We start from the raw sequence: 17,024 nt of genomic DNA on the forward strand, positions 1-17,024 counted from the left end.
GAGCATGGCGGGTATGGCAACACATGTGATCACCGGGGCGGGCTCCGGCATCGGCGCGGCCGTCGCCCGCCGCCTCCACGCAAGGGGCGACGACCTCGTCCTGCACGCGCGCGACGCGGGCCGCGCCAAGGAGCTCGCCGCCCAGTTCCCCGGCGCGAGCACCCTCGTCGGAGACCTCTCCGACCCCGACAAGCTGTCCTGGGCCTTCGGCCACCAGTCGCTGCCCGCCCAGGTCGACTCCCTGCTGCACATCGCGGGCGTCGTCGACCTCGGCCCGGTCGGCGAGCTGACCCCCAAGACCTGGCGTCACCAGCTCAACGTCAACCTCATCGCGCCCGCCGAGCTGACCCGCCACTTCCTGCCCCAACTGCGGCTCGCCCAGGGGCACGTGCTCTTCGTCAACTCCGGCGCCGGCCTCAACGCCAGCGCCGAGTGGTCCGCGTACGCCGCGTCCAAGCACGGTCTGAAGGCGCTCGCCGACTCGCTGCGCCACGAGGAGCACGCCAACGGCGTCCGCGTCACCACGGTCTACCCGGGCCGCACGGCCAGCGCCATGCAGGTCAAGGTCCACCAGCAGGAGGGCAAGGAGTACGACCCGTCGCGCTTCATCGACCCCGAGTCGGTCGCCACGACCATCGTGATGGCCCTGGACCTGCCGCGCGACGCGGAGGTCAACGACCTGACGGTGCGGCCGGGACGATGAGCGACACGTTCACCTGGGGCCCTGCCACCGGCGTCGGGTCCATGCCCGGCGGGGACGCCCGCGAGGCCGCGAAGACCGTGACCGGCAGCTTCGAGGGGCCCGAGCAGGGCACGCCGTACCTCGCCGAGCTGCCCGCGCGCGGCCCGGGCGCCGACATGATCGGCCGCACCGCGGGGCTGCTCGTCGACCTGTACGCGCGCGTGGAGCCCAGCGGCTGGCGCGTCGGCGACCGCCCGGGGCGCGACACCCGGCGGGCGAAGGCCTGGCTCGGCGAAGACCTCGACGCCCTGGAAGAGTTCACCCAGGGGTACCAGGGCCCGCTGAAGGTCCAGGCCGTCGGCCCCTGGACGCTCGCCGCCGCCCTGGAGCTCAGGAACGGCGAAGCCGCGCTCTCCGACCCCGGCGCCTGCCGCGACCTGGCGGGATCCCTCGCCGAAGGCCTGCGCGAGCACCTCGCCGACGTGCGCCGCAGGGTGCCCGGCGCCCAGGTGGTCCTGCAGCTCGACGAGCCTTCGCTGATCGCCGTGCTGCGCGGGCAGATCAAGACCGCCAGCGAGTACCGCACCCACCGTGCCGTGGACCGGCAGGTCGTCGAGAGCACGCTGCGCGACGTCCTCGCCGTCAACGGCGACGGCGCTTCGGTCGTGCATTCGTGCGCGCCCGACGTGCCGTTCGCGCTGCTGCGCCGCGCCGGTGCCGACGCGATCTCCTTCGACTTCTCGCTGCTCACCGAGCGTGACGACGAGACGATCGGTGAGGCGGTCGAGGGGGGCACGAAGCTCTTCGTCGGTGTCGTGCCGGGCGTGGACGGCCGATTGTCAGACCCTGCCGGTAGCGTCATGGGTGTCAGGACGTTGTGGCGCAGGCTGGGGCTGAATCCGGGATCACTCGCGGAGTCGGTCGTGGTCACTCCGTCGTGCGGGCTCGCGGGCGCATCACCCGCGTATGCGCGCGCGGCGCTCGCCCACTGCGTCAGGGCCGCGAGATCGCTCGCAGACAACCCTGAGTAATTGGGTATGACGTAACGGGAGGACGAAACGGTGGCTGTCGAACAGCAAGGCTCTGTGCCCGCCGAGGCACGGGATCAGCATGCCCAGCTGGCCGAGCAGATCGAGGAGCACCGCTTCCGGTATTACGTGAAGGACCAACCGGTCGTCAGCGATGCCGAGTTCGACAAGCTCCTGCGTTCCCTCGAAGCCCTGGAGGAGGCGCACTCCGAGCTCCGGACGCCCGACTCGCCCACCCAGAAGGTCTCCGGTTCGTACGAGACGGAGTTCACCGCGGTAGAGCACCGCGAGCGCATGCTCTCCCTGGACAACGCGTTCGACGACGAGGAGCTGGCCGCCTGGGCCGAGCGCGTCGCCAAGGAGGCAGGCACCCCGGACTTCCACCTCCTGTGCGAGCTGAAGGTGGACGGCCTCGCGGTCAACCTGACGTACGAGGACGGGAAGCTGACCCGCGCCGCCACCAGGGGTGACGGCCGCACCGGCGAGGACATCACGCCGAACGTCCGGACGATCGCGGACATCCCCCAGCGCCTGGAGGGCGACCGGATCCCCGCCCTCGTGGAGATCCGCGGCGAGGTCTTCTTCCCCATGGAGAAGTTCGAGGAGCTCAACGCCCGCCTGGTGGAGGCGGGCGACAAGCCCTTCGCCAACCCGCGGAACGCGGCGGCGGGTTCGCTGCGCCAGAAGGACCCGCGCGTCACCGCGACCCGGCCGCTGCACATGGTGGTGCACGGCATCGGCGCCCGCGAGGGCCTCGACATCGACTGCCTCAGCCACGCCTATGAGCTGCTGCACGAGTGGGGCCTGCCCACCGCCAAGCACAACAAGGTGGTCGAGGGTCTCGAAGGCGTCCGGGAATTCATCGCGTACTTCGGAGAGAACCGCCACTCCGTGGAGCACGAGATCGACGGCGTCGTCGTCAAGCTCGACGAGATCCCGCTGCAGGGCCGCCTCGGCTCCACCTCGCGCGCCCCGCGCTGGGCCATCGCCTGGAAGTACGCGCCCGAGGAGGTCAACACCAAGCTCATCAACATCCGCGTCGGCGTCGGCCGCACCGGCCGCGTCACGCCGTACGCGCAGGTGGAGCCCGTCACCGTGGCGGGTTCCGAGGTCGAGTTCGCGACCCTGCACAACCAGGACGTGGTGAAGAAGAAGGGCGTCTTCATCGGGGACACCGTCGTGATCCGCAAGGCGGGCGACGTCATCCCGGAGATCCTCGGCCCCGTCGTGGACCTGCGGGACGGCACCGAGCGGGAGTTCGTGATGCCCGCCGAGTGCCCCGAGTGCGGCACGGCGCTGCGGCCCATGAAGGAGGGCGACATCGACCTCCGCTGCCCCAACGCCCAGCTGTGCCCGGCCCAGTTGCGTGAACGTCTCTTCTACCTCGCGGGCCGCAAGTCCCTGGACATCGAGAACTTCGGATACGTCGCCGCGGCCGCGCTGACCAGGCCGCTGGAGCCCGCCGAGCCGCCGATCCTCGACGAGGGCGACATCTTCGGCCTGAAGGTCGAAGAGCTCCTCCCCATCAAGTCGTACGTGCTGGACCAGGACTCCGGCCTGCCCAAGCGCGACCCCAAGACCGGCGAGGAGAAGGTCGTCACCTTCTTCGCCAACCAGAAGGGCGAGGCGAAGAAGAACACCCTGGCCATGCTGGAGAACATCGCGGCGGCCAAGGAGCGCCCGCTCGCCCGCATCCTCACGGGTCTCTCGATCCGGCACGTCGGCCCGGTGGCGGCCGAGGCGCTGGCCCGCGAGTTCCGTTCCATCGACAGCATCGATCAGGCCACCGAGGAGGAACTGGCCGCTGTGGAGGGCGTCGGCTCGACCATCGCGGCCTCCCTCAAACAGTGGTTCGCCGAGGAGTGGCACCGGGAGATCCTCCGCAAGTGGCGGGAGGCCGGCGTGCGCATGGAGGAGGAGGCGAGCGGCGAGGACGAGGGACCGCGCCCGCTCGCGGGCCTCACGGTGGTCGTCACCGGCACGCTGGAGCACCACACCCGGGATGGCGCGAAAGAGGCGTTGCAGAGTCGCGGAGCCAAGGTGACCGGTTCCGTTTCCAAGAAGACGTCATTCGTCGTCGTCGGCGACAACCCCGGCTCGAAGTACGACAAGGCCATGCAGGTGAAGGTTCCGGTTCTCAACGAGGAAGGCTTCGCTGTCCTGCTCGAACAAGGACCGGACGCGGCGAGGGAAGTTGCGCTTCCGACCGAGGAGTAGCGGTTGAAGGCCACCCGTTCGGCGCATACCAGAGGCATACGGGTGGCCGGGTCGCATTCGGGCAACCGTAGCCGACCGCTGCCCGTGGAAGCCTTCTGCGGCCTACTGTTGAGGTGTGCGCCTGCCGTGCCCCGCTGCGAACGGGGTATCACCTGCTCATCAAGAGCTCGGAAGGGGGCATCCCCTGCTCGGCATGAGTGCGGGAGAACTGCATCTCCTTGCTCGTGCGGAGTGCGGGGACGGATCTTAGGGCGCGGCCGCATCAGGGCCGAGTCCGCATGGCGTGGGCACCGCCGGCTGTGAGAGGGACGGGAATGGAACCGACCGAGAGCGCCGCCCCGGACTCACGGCTGCGCGCGCGCCTGTGGCGCGCGCCGGGAGCCTGGCTGCGCGGCCGCCGAGCCGTGACGAACACCGACTCGGGCAGCATGCCCCAGCCCGCCCCGGGCTCCGGATCCTGCACGCTGAGCACCGCCGTGGAACCACGCGAACGGGCCTGGACCGCCGCTCCGCAGCACGGCACCGACGGCCCCGCCCTCACCGGCACGGGCGCCCCGGCCGCCCAGGACACCCGTGACCCCTGGCCGCTGCTGCCGCTCCTGGTCGTCGCCGGTGCCGCCGTGCTGCTCGGCGCCGGTTTCTTCCAGGCCTTCACCGGCCGCCACGCCCTGTTCCCGACCGGCGCCGCGGGCTGGTCCCTCGCCGTCCTCACCGGGCTCATCGTCGGCCACCTCGTCGCCCTCGGCCGCGACCGGTGGTGGGGCGGCACGGGCTCCGGCGGTGCGCTCACCGTCGCCGTCCTCCTTCTCTACGGCTGGGTGCCCGCGGGCATGGTCAGCCTCACCGTCGTCGTCCTCGTCGGCGTCGCGCGCAGGCACCGCTGGCGGCAGGGGCTGCTGCACGGCGCGGTCGACATCCTCGGCATCGGCGCGGGCGCACTCGCCCTGGCCGCCTTCGGCACGGCACCGAGCGCCGAATCCCCCTGGCTCCCCGAGACCTGGGACCTCTACACCGCGCCTCAAGTGGCCCTGGTGGCCGTCGCGTACCTCGTCGTCACCCGCGTCCTGCTCTGGTACGTCCACGCGCCGCGCACCGGAGCCCTGCCCACGGTCACCCGCACCGCCCTCGTCAGACAGGGCCTCCTCGGCATCGCGCTGCTCGGCATCGCCCCGCTGATCTGCGTCGTGGCGATCTCCCTGCCGATCCTGCTGCCCCTCTTCGCGATCCCGCTCGTCGCCCTCGACTCCACCCTCTGGATCGCCCGCGCCCGGGCCGAGGAGCAGCTGCGCGACCCGCTCACCGGGCTGCCCAACCGGCAGTGGCTCCTCGAACGGACCTGGACCGCCCTCGACGACGCCGAGCGGATCGGGGCGCGATCGGCCTTAATGCTGATCGACATGGACCGCTTCCGGTCGGTGAACGACACCCTCGGCCACCTCGCCGGAGACCGCCTGCTGCTCCAGATAGCGGACCGGCTGCGCCTCGCGCTGCCCCGCGGCGCGGAGGCCGCCCGCCTCGGCGGCGACGAGTTCGCCGTCCTGCTGCCGATTGCCGACTCCACGACGTCGGCCACCCGAGTGGCCCGCCAGCTCGTCGCCGCACTCGGCTCCCCGCTCGACCTCGACGGCCTGACCCTCGTCCTGGAGGCCAGCGCGGGCCTCGCCGTCTTCCCCGACCACGCACTCGACGCGGAGGGCCTGCTGCGCCGCGCGGACGTCGCGATGTACCAGGCCAAGCGGGACCGCACCGGCGTCGAGGTCTACGAATCCAAGCGCGACTCCAACACCCCCGACCGGCTCGGCCTCCTCGGCGACCTGCGCCGGGCGCTCGACGCGGGCGACGTCGAGCTGCACTACCAGCCCAAGGTCCGCTTCGACGGCCAGGTCGCGGGCCTGGAGGCGCTGGTGCGCTGGGTGCACCCCGAGCGCGGCAAGGTGCCGCCCGACGAGTTCATCGCCATCGCCGAGTCGTCCGGCCTCATGCCGCACCTGACGGAGTACGTCCTGGAGACCGCCCTCGGCCAGGTCGCGAAGTGGCAGGCCCAGGGCCTGAAGGTGCCCGTCGCCGTCAACGTCTCACCGCGTGACGTCCACACCCCGGGCTTCGCGGGAGCGGTCGCGGCGCGCCTCGCCCGCCACGGAGTCCCCGCCGGGGCCCTGCAGTTGGAGATAACCGAGCACGTCCTCCTGGAGGACCCGCAGCGCGCCGCGGACACGCTGGCCGGGCTCACAGGACACGGCGTCAAGATGTCGCTCGACGACTTCGGCACGGGGTACTCCTCGCTGGTCCACCTGCGCCGACTCCCGGTCAGCGAGCTGAAGATCGACCGCTCCTTCGTGGCCCGCCTCGCCATCGACAACGAAGACGCGGAGATCGTCCGCTGCACCGTGGACCTCGCCCACTCGCTCGGGCTGCTCGTCGTCGCGGAGGGCGTCGAGGACGACGAGACGTGGGAGCGGCTGCGGGATCTGGGGTGCGACGCGGTCCAGGGCTGGCTCGTCGCGGCGGCGATGCCTGCCGAGGAGACGACGGCGTGGCTGCGGGCGCGCGGCTCGCGCGGCTGGCAGCGTCCCGCCGACCTCGCCGCGGCGCGGGCGGCGGCAGCGGGCGATTCCGGCACCGCCGAGGCACCGGACCCCGCGGAGCACCCGTCGGGCCAAGCCGTGCAGTAGGCACGCGCGGGCCCGCCGTCGGTGGGGGAGCGCCACTAGCGCGCCGTGCGCACGCCCGCATCCCGGGAGCCGCCGTATGGATGACCGTACGGAGCGCGTATGGGTTGGCGGGCGTTGAGTTGCCCGGCTCTGGGCGTTCGGCGCGATCGCCGCGCTGCTGCTTGGCGGCGGCGGTCTCGTGCTGGCCGCGAAGAGGCGCCGCTGACCGTGGCTCGGATAAGGGTTTCGCGGGCACGGGACGGTGACCCATAGGATTGGGTCACCACCAACACACTCACCCCTGAGGATCGCCGCATGCCTGGCATTACGCGCGAGGAGGTCGCCCACCTCGCCCGCCTTGCACGTCTGGAGCTGAAGGCCGAGGAGCTCGACCACTTCGCCGGACAGCTCGACGACATCATCGGCGCGGTAGCCCGCGTCTCGGAGGTCGCCGACCAAGACGTACCGCCGACCTCGCACCCGCTGCCGCTGACGAACGTCATGCGCGCGGACGAGGTCCGTCCGTCGCTCACCCCCGAGCAGGCGCTCTCGGGTGCTCCGGCCCAGGAGCAGCAGCGTTTCAAGGTGCCGCAGATCCTGGGGGAGGACTAGCCATGACGGACATCATCAAGCTCACCGCGGCCGAGATCGCGTCGAAGATCGCCGCAGGCGAGCTCACCGCGGTCGAGGTCACCGAGGCCCACCTGGCCCGCATCGACGCCGTCGACGAGAAGGTGCACGCCTTCCTGCACGTCGACCGTGAGGGCGCTCTCGCGCAGGCCCGCGCCGTCGACGAGAAGCGTGCCCGGGGCGAGAAGCTCGGCCCGCTGGCCGGTGTCCCGGTCGCGCTCAAGGACATCTTCACCACCGAGGGCATCCCGACCACGGTCGGTTCCAAGATCCTCGAGGGCTGGATCCCGCCGTACGACGCGACCGTCACCAAGCGCCTGAAGGCCGCCGACGTCGTCATCCTCGGCAAGACCAACATGGACGAGTTCGCCATGGGGTCCTCCACCGAGAACAGCGCGTACGGCCCCACCGGCAACCCCTGGGACCTGACCCGCATCCCCGGCGGCTCCGGCGGCGGCTCGTCCGCCGCCCTCGCCTCGTACGAGAGCCCCCTGGCCCTCGGCACGGACACCGGCGGCTCGATCCGCCAGCCCGCGGCCGTCACCGGCACGGTCGGCGTCAAGCCGACCTACGGCGGTGTGTCCCGCTACGGCATGGTCGCGTTCAGCTCCAGCCTCGACCAGGGCGGCCCCTGTGCCCGCACCGTGCTCGACGCCGCGCTGCTGCACGAGGTCATCGCCGGTCACGACGAGCTCGACTCGACGTCCATCGACGCTCCGGTCCCGCCGGTCGTCGAGGCCGCGCGCAACGGCTCCGTCCAGGGCATGCGCGTGGGCGTCGTCAAGCAGTTCTCCGGCGAGGGCTACCAGGCCGGTGTCGTCCAGCGCTTCAACGAGTCGGTGGAGCTGCTCAAGCAGCTCGGCGCCGAGGTCGTCGAGCTGGACTGCCCCTCGTTCGACCTGGGCCTTTCGGCGTACTACCTGATCGCGCCGTCCGAGTGCTCCTCGAACCTCGCCCGCTTCGACGCCATGCGCTACGGCCTGCGCGTCGGCGACGACGGCACGCGGTCCGCGGAGGACGTCACCGCGCTGACCCGCGAGGCGGGCTTCGGTGACGAGGTCAAGCGCCGCGTCATCCTGGGCACGTACGCGCTGAGCTCCGGCTACTACGACGCGTACTACGGAAGCGCCCAGAAGGTCCGCACCCTCATCACCCGCGAGTTCGAGGCGGCGTTCGAGCAGGTCGACGTGATCGTGTCGCCCGCGACGCCGACCACCGCCTTCCCGATCGGCGAGCGCACCGACGACCCGATGGCGATGTACCTCGCGGACGTGTGCACCATCCCGTCGAACCTGGCGGGCAACGCCGCCATGTCGCTGCCCTGCGGCCTCGCGCCGGAGGACGGCCTGCCCGTCGGACTGCAGATCATCGCCCCCGCCATGAAGGACGACCGCCTGTACAAGGTGGGCGCTGCCGTCGAGGCCGCCTTCGTGGAAAAGTGGGGACACCCGCTGCTTGAGGAGGCACCGTCGCTGTGAGTGCACTGAACAAGGCCAAGGGCTTCAAGAAGTCCAAGACCGGCACGTATCTGTCGATCGGCACCACCGCGTTCGGTGCGATCAGCGTGCTGAAGCAGGCCAAGAAGGCCCGCTTTGACCACGACACGCTCCGTCTCGTGGATGCCGTCGTCTCCGCTGCCGCCATCGCCACCGGCGTCGCGCTGCTCGTCCGCGAGCTCAAGCGCCTCGGCGACGACGACGTCCTGCTGGGCTGAGAGGGAAAGTTTCACCGTGACTGTCACTTCTGATCTGGTGTCGTACGAGGAAGCCCTCGCGACGTACGACCCCGTCATGGGCCTCGAAGTCCATGTCGAGCTCGGCACCAGGACCAAGATGTTCTGCGGCTGCTCGACCACGCTCAAGCAGGACGCGAACAGCCAGACCTGCCCGACCTGTCTCGGCCTGCCCGGCGCGCTGCCGGTCGTCAACGAGATCGGCGTCGAGTCCGCGATCAAGATCGGCCTCGCGCTGAACTGCGAGATCGCCGAGTGGTGCCGCTTCGCCCGGAAGAACTACTTCTATCCGGACATGCCGAAGAACTTCCAGACCTCCCAGTACGACGAGCCGATCGCCTTCAACGGCTATCTGGACGTCCAGCTGGAGGACGGCGAGGTCTTCCGCGTCGAGGTCGAGCGCGCCCACATGGAGGAGGACACCGGCAAGTCCACGCACGTCGGTGGCGCGACCGGCCGTATCCACGGCGCCTCGCACTCCCTCCTGGACTACAACCGCGCGGGCATCCCGCTCATCGAGATCGTCACCAAGCCGATCGAGGGCGCGGGCGAGCGTGCCCCCGAGGTCGCGAAGGCGTACGTCGCCGAGCTGCGCGAGCTCATCAAGGCGCTCGACGTCTCCGAGGCCCGGATGGACAAGGGCCAGATGCGCTGCGACGTGAACCTGTCCCTGCGCCCGCACGGGCGCGAGGAGTTCGGCACGCGCTCGGAGACGAAGAACGTCAACTCGCTCCGTTCCGTGGAGCGTGCGGCGCGCTTCGAGATCCAGCGCCACGCGGCGGTGCTGAACTCCGGCGGCACGATCGTGCAGGAGACCCGGCACTTCCACGAGGAGGACGGCTCCACCACCTCCGGCCGCATCAAGGACAACGCCGAGGACTACCGGTACTTCCCGGAGCCCGACCTCGTCCCCGTCGCCCCGTCCCGTGAGTGGGTCGAGGAGCTGCGGGCCGGGCTGCCCGAGATGCCGCGCGTGCGCCGCAACCGCCTCCGCGAGGAGTGGGGCATCAGCGAGCACGACATGCAGTCGATCCTCAACGCCGGTGCGGTCGAGCCGATCGTCGCCACCATCGAGGCGGGCGCCGACGCGGCGTCGGCCCGCAAGTGGTGGATGGGCGAGCTGGCCCGCAACGCCAACGAGTCGGGCCAGGCACTCGAGGAGCTCCCGATCACTCCGGCGCACGTCGCCCGGGTGGCCGAGCTCGTCTCCTCGGGCGACCTGAACGACAAGCTGGCCCGCCAGGTCATCGAGGGTGTCCTGAAGGGCGAGGGCACGCCGGACGAGGTCGTCGAGAAGCGCGGCCTCAAGGTCGTCTCGGACGAGGGCGCGCTGACGGCCGCCGTCGACGAGGCCATCGCAGGCAACCCCGGTGTCGCGGACAAGATCCGCGGCGGCAAGGTCGCGGCCGCGGGCGCCCTGGTCGGCGCGGTGATGAAGGCCACCCGTGGCCAGGCCGACGCGGCCCGCGTCAAGGAGCTGATCCTGGAGAAGCTGGGCGTCAGCGAAGGCTGAGGTCCAAGGCTCGCCACGCCTGAGCGAAGGGCGGCGCACCCTGCGGGGGCGCCGCCCTTTCGCGCGCCCGGAGACGGTGACTATGGCTCGTCCTCCCGTGGCGCCCCGAACGGCTCGAAGAACATGTACTCCAGCGGGTCCTGGTCCTTGCGCAGCCAGAAGAACCCGTCCTCGGCGGGGCGTCCGCCGCGCAGCCACCTGAGCAGCGTCCCGGTGAAGTTCCCCGCCAGGGGCGGGCCTTGTTCCGAGTGCCGTGGATTGACGGCGACGCGCCAGCGGTCGGGGTCGTCGCCCTCGGCGCACCAGCCGATCTGGTCGCCGTCGATCGTCGAGGCGACGGGCAGGAATCCGCCGGGCTCGGGCCAGGCGGGCAGCGGGAAGTCCTCGGGGAAGCTCTTGCGCAGGCTGCGGTACCCGTCCAGCATCTCCTCGGCGCTCGCCGCGAGACCGAGCCGGTGGTCGAGGTCGAGCGGGGCGGGCATGTCGAGCCACCAGCTCCAGTTCCCCGCTCCGTACGCCTCCGCAAGCGCCACGAAGTCCGCGGGCAGCCGTGTGCCGAGCCGTTCGAAGAGCGCCTCCCAACTGCCCTTGCCCAGGTGGGGAGTGAGCGGCGGCGGTATCAGCGCGGTGATCGCCGCCAGGCCCTCGCCCTCGGTGAGCGCGGTGTGCTGGCGGGCGTCCACGTACGTACCCCGCGGCGGCGGTGACCACGGCGTGGCTCCGGCCAGTGGCGCCCAGGTGCGCACGGGCACGCCGCCGGGGGCGAGCGCCGACAGGACGTCGAGGAGCGGGGCCCCGTACGAAACCCAGGGCTCGGCGCCGCCGACCGCGACGGACGTGGTCAGGAGCATCACCGGCCACTCGTCGGGGTCCTTCGACGCCGAGGTGTCCCAGAAGAGGTGGTCGCCGCCCGCCGTCGTGCCGATGGCGAGCAGGCCGCCCTCGTCGGGCAGGAAGCGGCGCCGCTCCTGGGTGAACATGGTCGGCCGGATCGCGGAGTGGCGGTGGGTCTCGACCACCCAGGCGCCGTAGTCGTACCGCCCGTCGGGGCTGACGCACGGGGTGTGCAGTCGGACGGACGCGGCGCCTTCGCCCATCTCGACCGGGCCGTACGCCGAAACCAGCGCCTTGTACTCCTGGGGGAGGGGGACTTCGAGCCATGCCTCCACCGCGGCCCAGTCGACGGCGGGCACGGCGTCGGGCGGGGGTCCGACCAGCTCCGTGAAGGTGGCGATGCGCTCGGTGAGTTCCATGTTCCCGAGGATGACACCAGCCACCGACAACGCCGCGGCCATGGACTGCCGTGGTGAACTTTTGGACGTTCACCGCGACTTCGTCCCGCAGCCTTCACAAGGAAACCGGGCGTCACTAGCGTCCCCGCCGTACAGGTCAATGGATCAGCAGAGAACCATTGGATGTCGGCCAGGACTACTGGGAGGTCCCACGTGACTCCGGAGATTTCACGCAGACGCCTGATGGCGATCGGCGGCGGCGCGCTCGGCGTCGCCGCCGCAGGCTCGTTCCTGCCGCCCTCGCTACAGGAGGCGCTGGCGCACGAGCCGCCGAAGGGCGGCGGTCTCGACAAGATCGAGCACGTGGTCATCCTGATGCAGGAAAACCGGTCGTTCGACCACTACTTCGGCTCGCTGCGCGGTGTGCGCGGCTTCGGCGACCGCAACGCGATACGGCTCCCCGGCGGAAAGTCGGTGTTCGAGCAGCCCGACGTCCTGCGCACCGTACTGCCGTTCCCCGTGCGGCAGGCCGCCGAGACGCAGAAGAAGGACCTCCAGTACATCGGCGCGCTCGACCACTCCTGGAGCGGTGGCGCCAAGGCCTGGCACGACGGCTGGATGGACGGCTGGATCACCGCCAAGACGGCGGCCACCATGGCGTATTACACGCGCGAGGACATCCCGCTGCACTACGAGCTCGCCGACACCTTCACCGTCTGCGACGCCTACCACTCCTCCATCCACACCTCCACCAGCCCCAATCGCAACCACCTGTGGAGCGGCAGGACCGGGTACGAGCCGAACGGCAAGCGGGCCGTCGGCAACGACGCGTACGACGAGGGCACGCACCCGGGATACGGCTGGGGCACGTACGCCGAGCGCCTGGAGAAGGCGGGCGTGAGCTGGCAGACGTACACCGAGTGGGAGAACTTCACCGACAACCAGATCGAGTTCTTCACCACCTTCAAGGCCATCGCCCGCAAGGCCCTCACCGCGGCGGGCACCGGCCTGACCTACATGGAGGCCTTCTACGCCAAGGTGCGCGACGCCAAGGACGAGGCCGAGCGCACCAAGCTCCTCGCCGACCTGGACAAGGGCGTCGCGACCCTCACCAGGAGCGAGCGTTCGCTCTTCGAGCGCGGTCTGCGGCGCGTGCCCACCGGCAAGCTCGCCGAGGAGTTCGCCAAGGACGTCGCGCGGGGCAAGCTGGCCAAGGTCAGCTATCTGGTGCCGTCCGCCCAGGACTCCGAGCACCCCAGCGTCTCCTCGCCGATCCACAGCGCGACCATCGTCTACAAGGTGCTCGACGCCCTCGCCTCCCACCCGGACGTCTGGCGCCGCACCGCCGTCTTCATCAACTACGACGAGAACGACGGCTTCTTCGACCACGTGCCGCCGCCCGTGCCCGGCGGCGACTCCGCAGAGGAGCGGGCGGAGTGCTGGGAGGGGAAGCCGACCGGGCTCGGCGCGCGCGTGCCGATGCTCGTCGTCTCGCCGTGGACGGTCGGCGGCTACGTCTGCTCCGAGGTCTTCGACCACACCTCCGTCGTGCGCTTCCTGGAGAAGTGGACGGGGGTGAAGGAGCCCAACATCAGCGCCTGGCGCCGCAAGGTCACCGGCGATCTCACCGGCGCCTTCGACTTCCGGCGCGGCCACCGGCGGCCCGAGATCGAGCAGCCGGGTGCCATCCCCGCGTTCAGCGGCCGCTGGTCCCCGCAGCCGCCCCTGAAGCAGTCCATGCCGGTCCAGGAACCGGGCACCCGCCGCGCCCGCCCGCTGCCCTACCAGCCCGACGCCGACGTGACGCCCGCCGAGGGCGGCGCGCTCACGGTGCGGCTGCGCAACGGCGGCAGCTCCAGCGCACACTTCGCGCTCTACCCGTACGCGGGCGAGTTCGGCATCCCGCAGCATCAGGACGTCGTCCGCAAGGGCTCCTGGACCGTGCCGGTGCCGGGGGACGCGTACGCCTTCACGGTCGTCGGGCCGAACGGCTTCCGGCGTGAGTTCGCCGGGGGCAGGGACGGCGGGGGCAAGGACGGCGGGGCGCGGGTCGCCTCCGCGATCAGCCGTCGTGAGATCCACGTCACGCTGGCCAACCGCGGCCGCCACGACCTCGTCTTCACGGTCAAGCCGCTCGGATATGTGGATGAATCAGACATTCGTTCGCGGACGCGGGTCGTCCGCGTCAAGGCGCGCAGCAGCCGTACGGTCGCCTGGCACACCGCCGACGAACACGGCTGGTACGACGTCGAGGTGACCGCCGACGGTGACGCCGCCTTCCGGCGGCGGCTGATGGGCCACATCGAGAACGGACGCGCGAGCGTCTCCGGCTGAGGCCCGGCGTGCGCAGGGTGCGCGAGGGGCTCGTCGTGAGCCCCCGCGCTCCTTGTGCCCTTGTGAGTAAGGCCACGAAAGGGACCAAGGATCACCAAGGGCTGTCAAGGTGACTGCGGCACACATGTCGCCACTCATGCGTTCTTTGCGGGCCGTTCAGTAGTCCACTGCCGCTCCCGGTGAAGATCCACGAAATGACCAGGGAGCCCGTCCGTGGCCGCACTCGCCCGGTGGTGCGTCAGACACCGCCTCGTCGTCGTCCTGCTGTGGCTCCTCGCGCTCGGCGGCGCCGCGTCGGCCGCCGCCGTCGCCGGATCCGCGTACTCGAACGACTACGAGGTGCCCGGCACCGAGTCGGGCCGCGCCAACCAGCTCCTGAACGAGAACTTCCACGGGCTCGGCGGCGACAGCGACACCGTCGTCTGGCACACCGGACCCGGCACGTCCGTCCGCGCCGCCGACGTCGAGCAGACGATGTCCGACGCCCTCGACAAGATCGCCGAGCTGCCCGCCGTGGCCTCCGTGGCCGGTCCCTACAAGGACAAGGGCACCGACCGGGTCAGCCCGGACGGCCGCACGGCGTACGCCACCGTCACCTTCCGCGAGCAGGCCGACGACATCGACAAGGCCGACGCGCAGGCCGTCGTCGACACCGCCAAGGCCGCGGCGTCCGACCGATTGCAGGTGGAGCTCGGCGGCACCGCCATCGGGCTCACCGAGTCCAAGAGCGCCCAGGTCGCCGAGGTCGTCGGAGTGGCCGTCGCCGCCGTCGTCCTCTTCCTCGCCTTCGGCTCGCTCGCCGCGGCCGCCCTGCCCATCGCCACCGCCCTGGTCTCCGTCGGCACCGCGTACGCGGGCATCGTGCTGCTCGGCCATCTGATGACCGTCGCCGACTTCGCACCGATGCTCGGCACCCTCATCGGGCTCGGCGTCGGCATCGACTACGCCCTCTTCATCGTCACCAGGCACCGCAAGGGCCTCAAACGCGGCCTGCCCGTGGCCGTCGCAGCGGAGCGCGCGGTCGCCACCACCGGCCGCGCGGTCGTCTTCGCGGGCGCCACCGTCTGCATCGCGCTGCTCGGCATGCTCGTCCTGCGCCTCGGCTTCCTCAACGGCGTCGCCATCGCCGCCTCGCTGACCGTCGTCCTCACCGTCGCCGCGTCCGTGACCCTGCTGCCCGCCCTCCTCGGCCGGATCGGCCCCCGCGCCCTCAGCCGCCGCGAACGCCGCAGGATCGCCGAACACGGGCCCGAACCGGAGCTCCCGACCGGGCTCGCCGCCCGCTGGGCCGTCTTCGTGGAGCGCCACCCCAGACTGCTCGGCGCCGTCGCGGTCCTCGTCATGGCCGTGCTCGCGCTGCCCACCCTCGGCCTGCACCTGGGCACCTCCGACCAGGGAAACAACCCGGCGAAGGCCACCACCCGCCAGGCGTACGACCTGCTCGCCGACGGCTTCGGGCCCGGTGTGAACGGCCCCTTGACCCTGGTCAGCGATGTCTACGGGGCGGGCGACCGGCTGGCCCTCGACACCCTCGCCACGACGTTCAGGTCGACCGAAGGCATCGCCTCCGTCAGCCCGGTGACGTACGACGACGGCGGTCGCGCCGCCTTCCTCACCGTCGTCCCCGAATCGGCACCGCAGTCCGAGGCGACCAGCGATCTCGTCGACCGGCTGCGCGACGACGTCCTGCCGAGGGCCGAGGCGGACAACTCCCTCGACCTGCACGTCGGCGGCGTCACGGCCAGTTACGACGACTTCGCCGAGGTCATCGTCGGCAAGCTGCCGCTCTTCGTGGGCGTGGTCATCGGGCTCGGCTGCGTCCTGCTCCTGCTGGCCTTCCGGTCCATCGGCATCCCGCTCAAGGCCGCCGCGATGAACGTCGCCGCGGTCGCCTCCGCCTTCGGCATCGTCGTCGCGATCTTCCAGTGGGGCTGGGGGAGCGAACTGCTCGGCCTCGGCAGGGCCGGGCCCATCGAGCCCTTCCTGCCGGTGATCATGGTGTCCGTCCTCTTCGGGCTCTCCATGGACTACCAGGTCTTCCTGGTCAGCCGGATGTACGAGGAGTGGCTGGAGACCGGCGACAACCGGCGGGCCGTCCGCGTCGGGCTCGCCGAGACCAGCCGGGTCATCAACTCCGCCGCCGTGATCATGATCTCGGTCTTCCTCGCCTTCGTCCTCAGCGGCGACCGCGTCATCGCGATGTTCGGCATCGCGCTCGCGGCCGCCGTCGCGCTCGACGCCTTCGTGCTGCGTACGCTGCTGGTGCCAGCCCTCATGCACATGCTCGGCGGCGCCAACTGGTGGCTGCCGCGCCGCCTCGACCGCCTCCTGCCGCGCATCAGCATCGAGCCGCCCGAATGTCGTTCGAATGCGCGCGGCGCACATGCGAAGATCCCCGGGCAGCGGGACGTTGCCGAAGACGTGAGTGGGCCGAAGGAGCAGGATGTTCGCGATATCGCTGGCCGAGGGCGCTGAGCTGCGGCCGATCGAGCCGTGGCAGGCGCAGGAGTTTCTCGAGCACGTCGAGCGGGCGCGGGAGTACGCGGGGCCGTGGGTGCCCTTCACCGAGACCGTGCAGGACCTCGAAAGCGCGCGCAGGCACCTCCAGGTGTTCGCCGACAAGCAGGCCGCCGACACCGGACGCTTCTACGGCATCTGGCTGGACGGCACGCTCGTCGGCGGAGTCCTCTTCCGGATCTTCGACACCAGCGTGGACGGCTGCGAGATCGGCGTCTGGCTCGAACCGTCCGCAGCCGGGCGCGGCCTCGTGAACAAGGCATCCCGGGTCCTCATCGACTGGGCCGTCGACCAGCGCGGCATGCACCGCGTCGAGTGGCTCGTCTCCTCGCTCAACGACCGCAGCAAGGCGGCCGCCAAGCGGCTCGGATTCGTCAAGGACGGCGTGCTGCGGGAGAGCTTCCCCTGGCAGGGGATCCGGCACGACATGGAGGTCTGGTCCGTCCTCGCACCGGAGTGGCGGGCGGCGCGGGACGCGCGTTAAGAGA

12 protein-coding genes are annotated in these 17,024 nt (G+C 71.0%); 11 read left to right on the forward strand and 1 reads right to left on the reverse strand.

Translation table 11 applies throughout. From position 1 onward, the window contains the following. Positions 1 to 4: 4 nt before the first annotated feature. The 8 genes from AC068B_RS28905 to gatB all read left to right on the forward strand — a co-directional run bounded on the left by AC068B_RS28905 (position 5) and on the right by gatB (position 10,453). The gene (locus AC068B_RS28905; RefSeq protein WP_478674558.1) at positions 5 to 703 is read left to right on the forward strand and encodes an SDR family oxidoreductase; all 699 of its coding nucleotides are present in this window, start codon (positions 5 to 7) and stop codon (positions 701 to 703) included. Further along, a complete protein-coding gene (locus tag AC068B_RS28910; RefSeq protein WP_478674559.1) occupies positions 700 to 1,713 on the forward strand; it encodes a methionine synthase in 1,014 nt (337 codons plus the stop codon). The genes AC068B_RS28905 and AC068B_RS28910 overlap by 4 nt, the downstream gene beginning before the upstream one ends. Before the next feature lie 30 nt (positions 1,714 to 1,743). After that, positions 1,744 to 3,927, forward strand: a complete 2,184-nt coding sequence (ligA, locus tag AC068B_RS28915) for an NAD-dependent DNA ligase LigA (RefSeq protein WP_478674560.1) — start codon at positions 1,744 to 1,746, stop codon at positions 3,925 to 3,927. 314 nt (positions 3,928 to 4,241) lie between these two features. Then, positions 4,242 to 6,599, forward strand: a complete 2,358-nt coding sequence (locus AC068B_RS28920) for a putative bifunctional diguanylate cyclase/phosphodiesterase (RefSeq protein ID WP_478674561.1) — start codon at positions 4,242 to 4,244, stop codon at positions 6,597 to 6,599. A 294-nt stretch (positions 6,600 to 6,893) separates the two neighbouring features. Further along, positions 6,894 to 7,190 carry an Asp-tRNA(Asn)/Glu-tRNA(Gln) amidotransferase subunit GatC gene (gatC, locus tag AC068B_RS28925; RefSeq protein WP_010984178.1) on the forward strand — a complete coding sequence of 99 codons (297 nt, stop codon included), beginning with the start codon at positions 6,894 to 6,896 and terminating at the stop codon, positions 7,188 to 7,190. 2 nt (positions 7,191 to 7,192) lie between these two features. Further along, a complete protein-coding gene (gatA, locus tag AC068B_RS28930) occupies positions 7,193 to 8,686 on the forward strand; it encodes an Asp-tRNA(Asn)/Glu-tRNA(Gln) amidotransferase subunit GatA (protein WP_478674562.1) in 1,494 nt (497 codons plus the stop codon). Further along, on the forward strand, positions 8,683 to 8,922 hold the full coding sequence (locus AC068B_RS28935; protein ID WP_478674563.1) for a hypothetical protein: 240 nt from the start codon (positions 8,683 to 8,685) through the stop codon (positions 8,920 to 8,922). The genes gatA and AC068B_RS28935 overlap by 4 nt, the downstream gene beginning before the upstream one ends. A gap of 16 nt (positions 8,923 to 8,938) precedes the next feature. Then, positions 8,939 to 10,453, forward strand: a complete 1,515-nt coding sequence (gene gatB / locus AC068B_RS28940) for an Asp-tRNA(Asn)/Glu-tRNA(Gln) amidotransferase subunit GatB (protein WP_478674564.1) — start codon at positions 8,939 to 8,941, stop codon at positions 10,451 to 10,453. A gap of 80 nt (positions 10,454 to 10,533) precedes the next feature. On the opposite strand, the gene AC068B_RS28945 is transcribed toward gatB, so the two are convergent. After that, positions 10,534 to 11,706: an SMI1/KNR4 family protein gene (locus tag AC068B_RS28945; RefSeq protein ID WP_478674565.1), complete on the reverse strand. Its 1,173-nt coding sequence runs from the start codon at positions 11,704 to 11,706 to the stop codon at positions 10,534 to 10,536. A gap of 192 nt (positions 11,707 to 11,898) precedes the next feature. Between AC068B_RS28945 and AC068B_RS28950 the strand changes: the two genes are divergently transcribed. The 3 genes from AC068B_RS28950 to AC068B_RS28960 all read left to right on the forward strand — a co-directional run bounded on the left by AC068B_RS28950 (position 11,899) and on the right by AC068B_RS28960 (position 17,020). Next, a complete protein-coding gene (locus AC068B_RS28950) occupies positions 11,899 to 14,019 on the forward strand; it encodes a phosphocholine-specific phospholipase C (RefSeq protein ID WP_478674566.1) in 2,121 nt (706 codons plus the stop codon). 213 nt (positions 14,020 to 14,232) lie between these two features. Beyond that, complete coding sequence (locus AC068B_RS28955; RefSeq protein ID WP_478674567.1) at positions 14,233 to 16,494, forward strand: MMPL family transporter; 2,262 nt, start codon at positions 14,233 to 14,235, stop codon at positions 16,492 to 16,494. Beyond that, positions 16,463 to 17,020 carry a GNAT family N-acetyltransferase gene (locus AC068B_RS28960; protein ID WP_478674568.1) on the forward strand — a complete coding sequence of 186 codons (558 nt, stop codon included), beginning with the start codon at positions 16,463 to 16,465 and terminating at the stop codon, positions 17,018 to 17,020. The genes AC068B_RS28955 and AC068B_RS28960 overlap by 32 nt, the downstream gene beginning before the upstream one ends. The last annotated feature ends 4 nt before the right edge of the window (positions 17,021 to 17,024 follow it).

The organism is Streptomyces sp. NPDC042371 (assembly GCF_056437465.1).

Bases quoted from the DNA above. Each gene is read 5' to 3' on its own strand.
- AC068B_RS28960 (WP_478674568.1), top strand. From the start codon at position 16,463: ATGTTCGCGATATCGCTGGCCGAGGGCGCTGAGCTGCGGCCGATCGAG.
- AC068B_RS28910 (WP_478674559.1), top strand. From the start codon at position 700: ATGAGCGACACGTTCACCTGGGGCCCTGCCACCGGCGTCGGGTCCATG.
- AC068B_RS28945 (WP_478674565.1), bottom strand. From the start codon at position 11,706: ATGGAACTCACCGAGCGCATCGCCACCTTCACGGAGCTGGTCGGACCC.
- gatA (WP_478674562.1), top strand. From the start codon at position 7,193: ATGACGGACATCATCAAGCTCACCGCGGCCGAGATCGCGTCGAAGATC.
- gatC (WP_010984178.1), top strand. From the start codon at position 6,894: ATGCCTGGCATTACGCGCGAGGAGGTCGCCCACCTCGCCCGCCTTGCA.
- AC068B_RS28905 (WP_478674558.1), top strand. From the start codon at position 5: ATGGCGGGTATGGCAACACATGTGATCACCGGGGCGGGCTCCGGCATC.
- AC068B_RS28920 (WP_478674561.1), top strand. From the start codon at position 4,242: ATGGAACCGACCGAGAGCGCCGCCCCGGACTCACGGCTGCGCGCGCGC.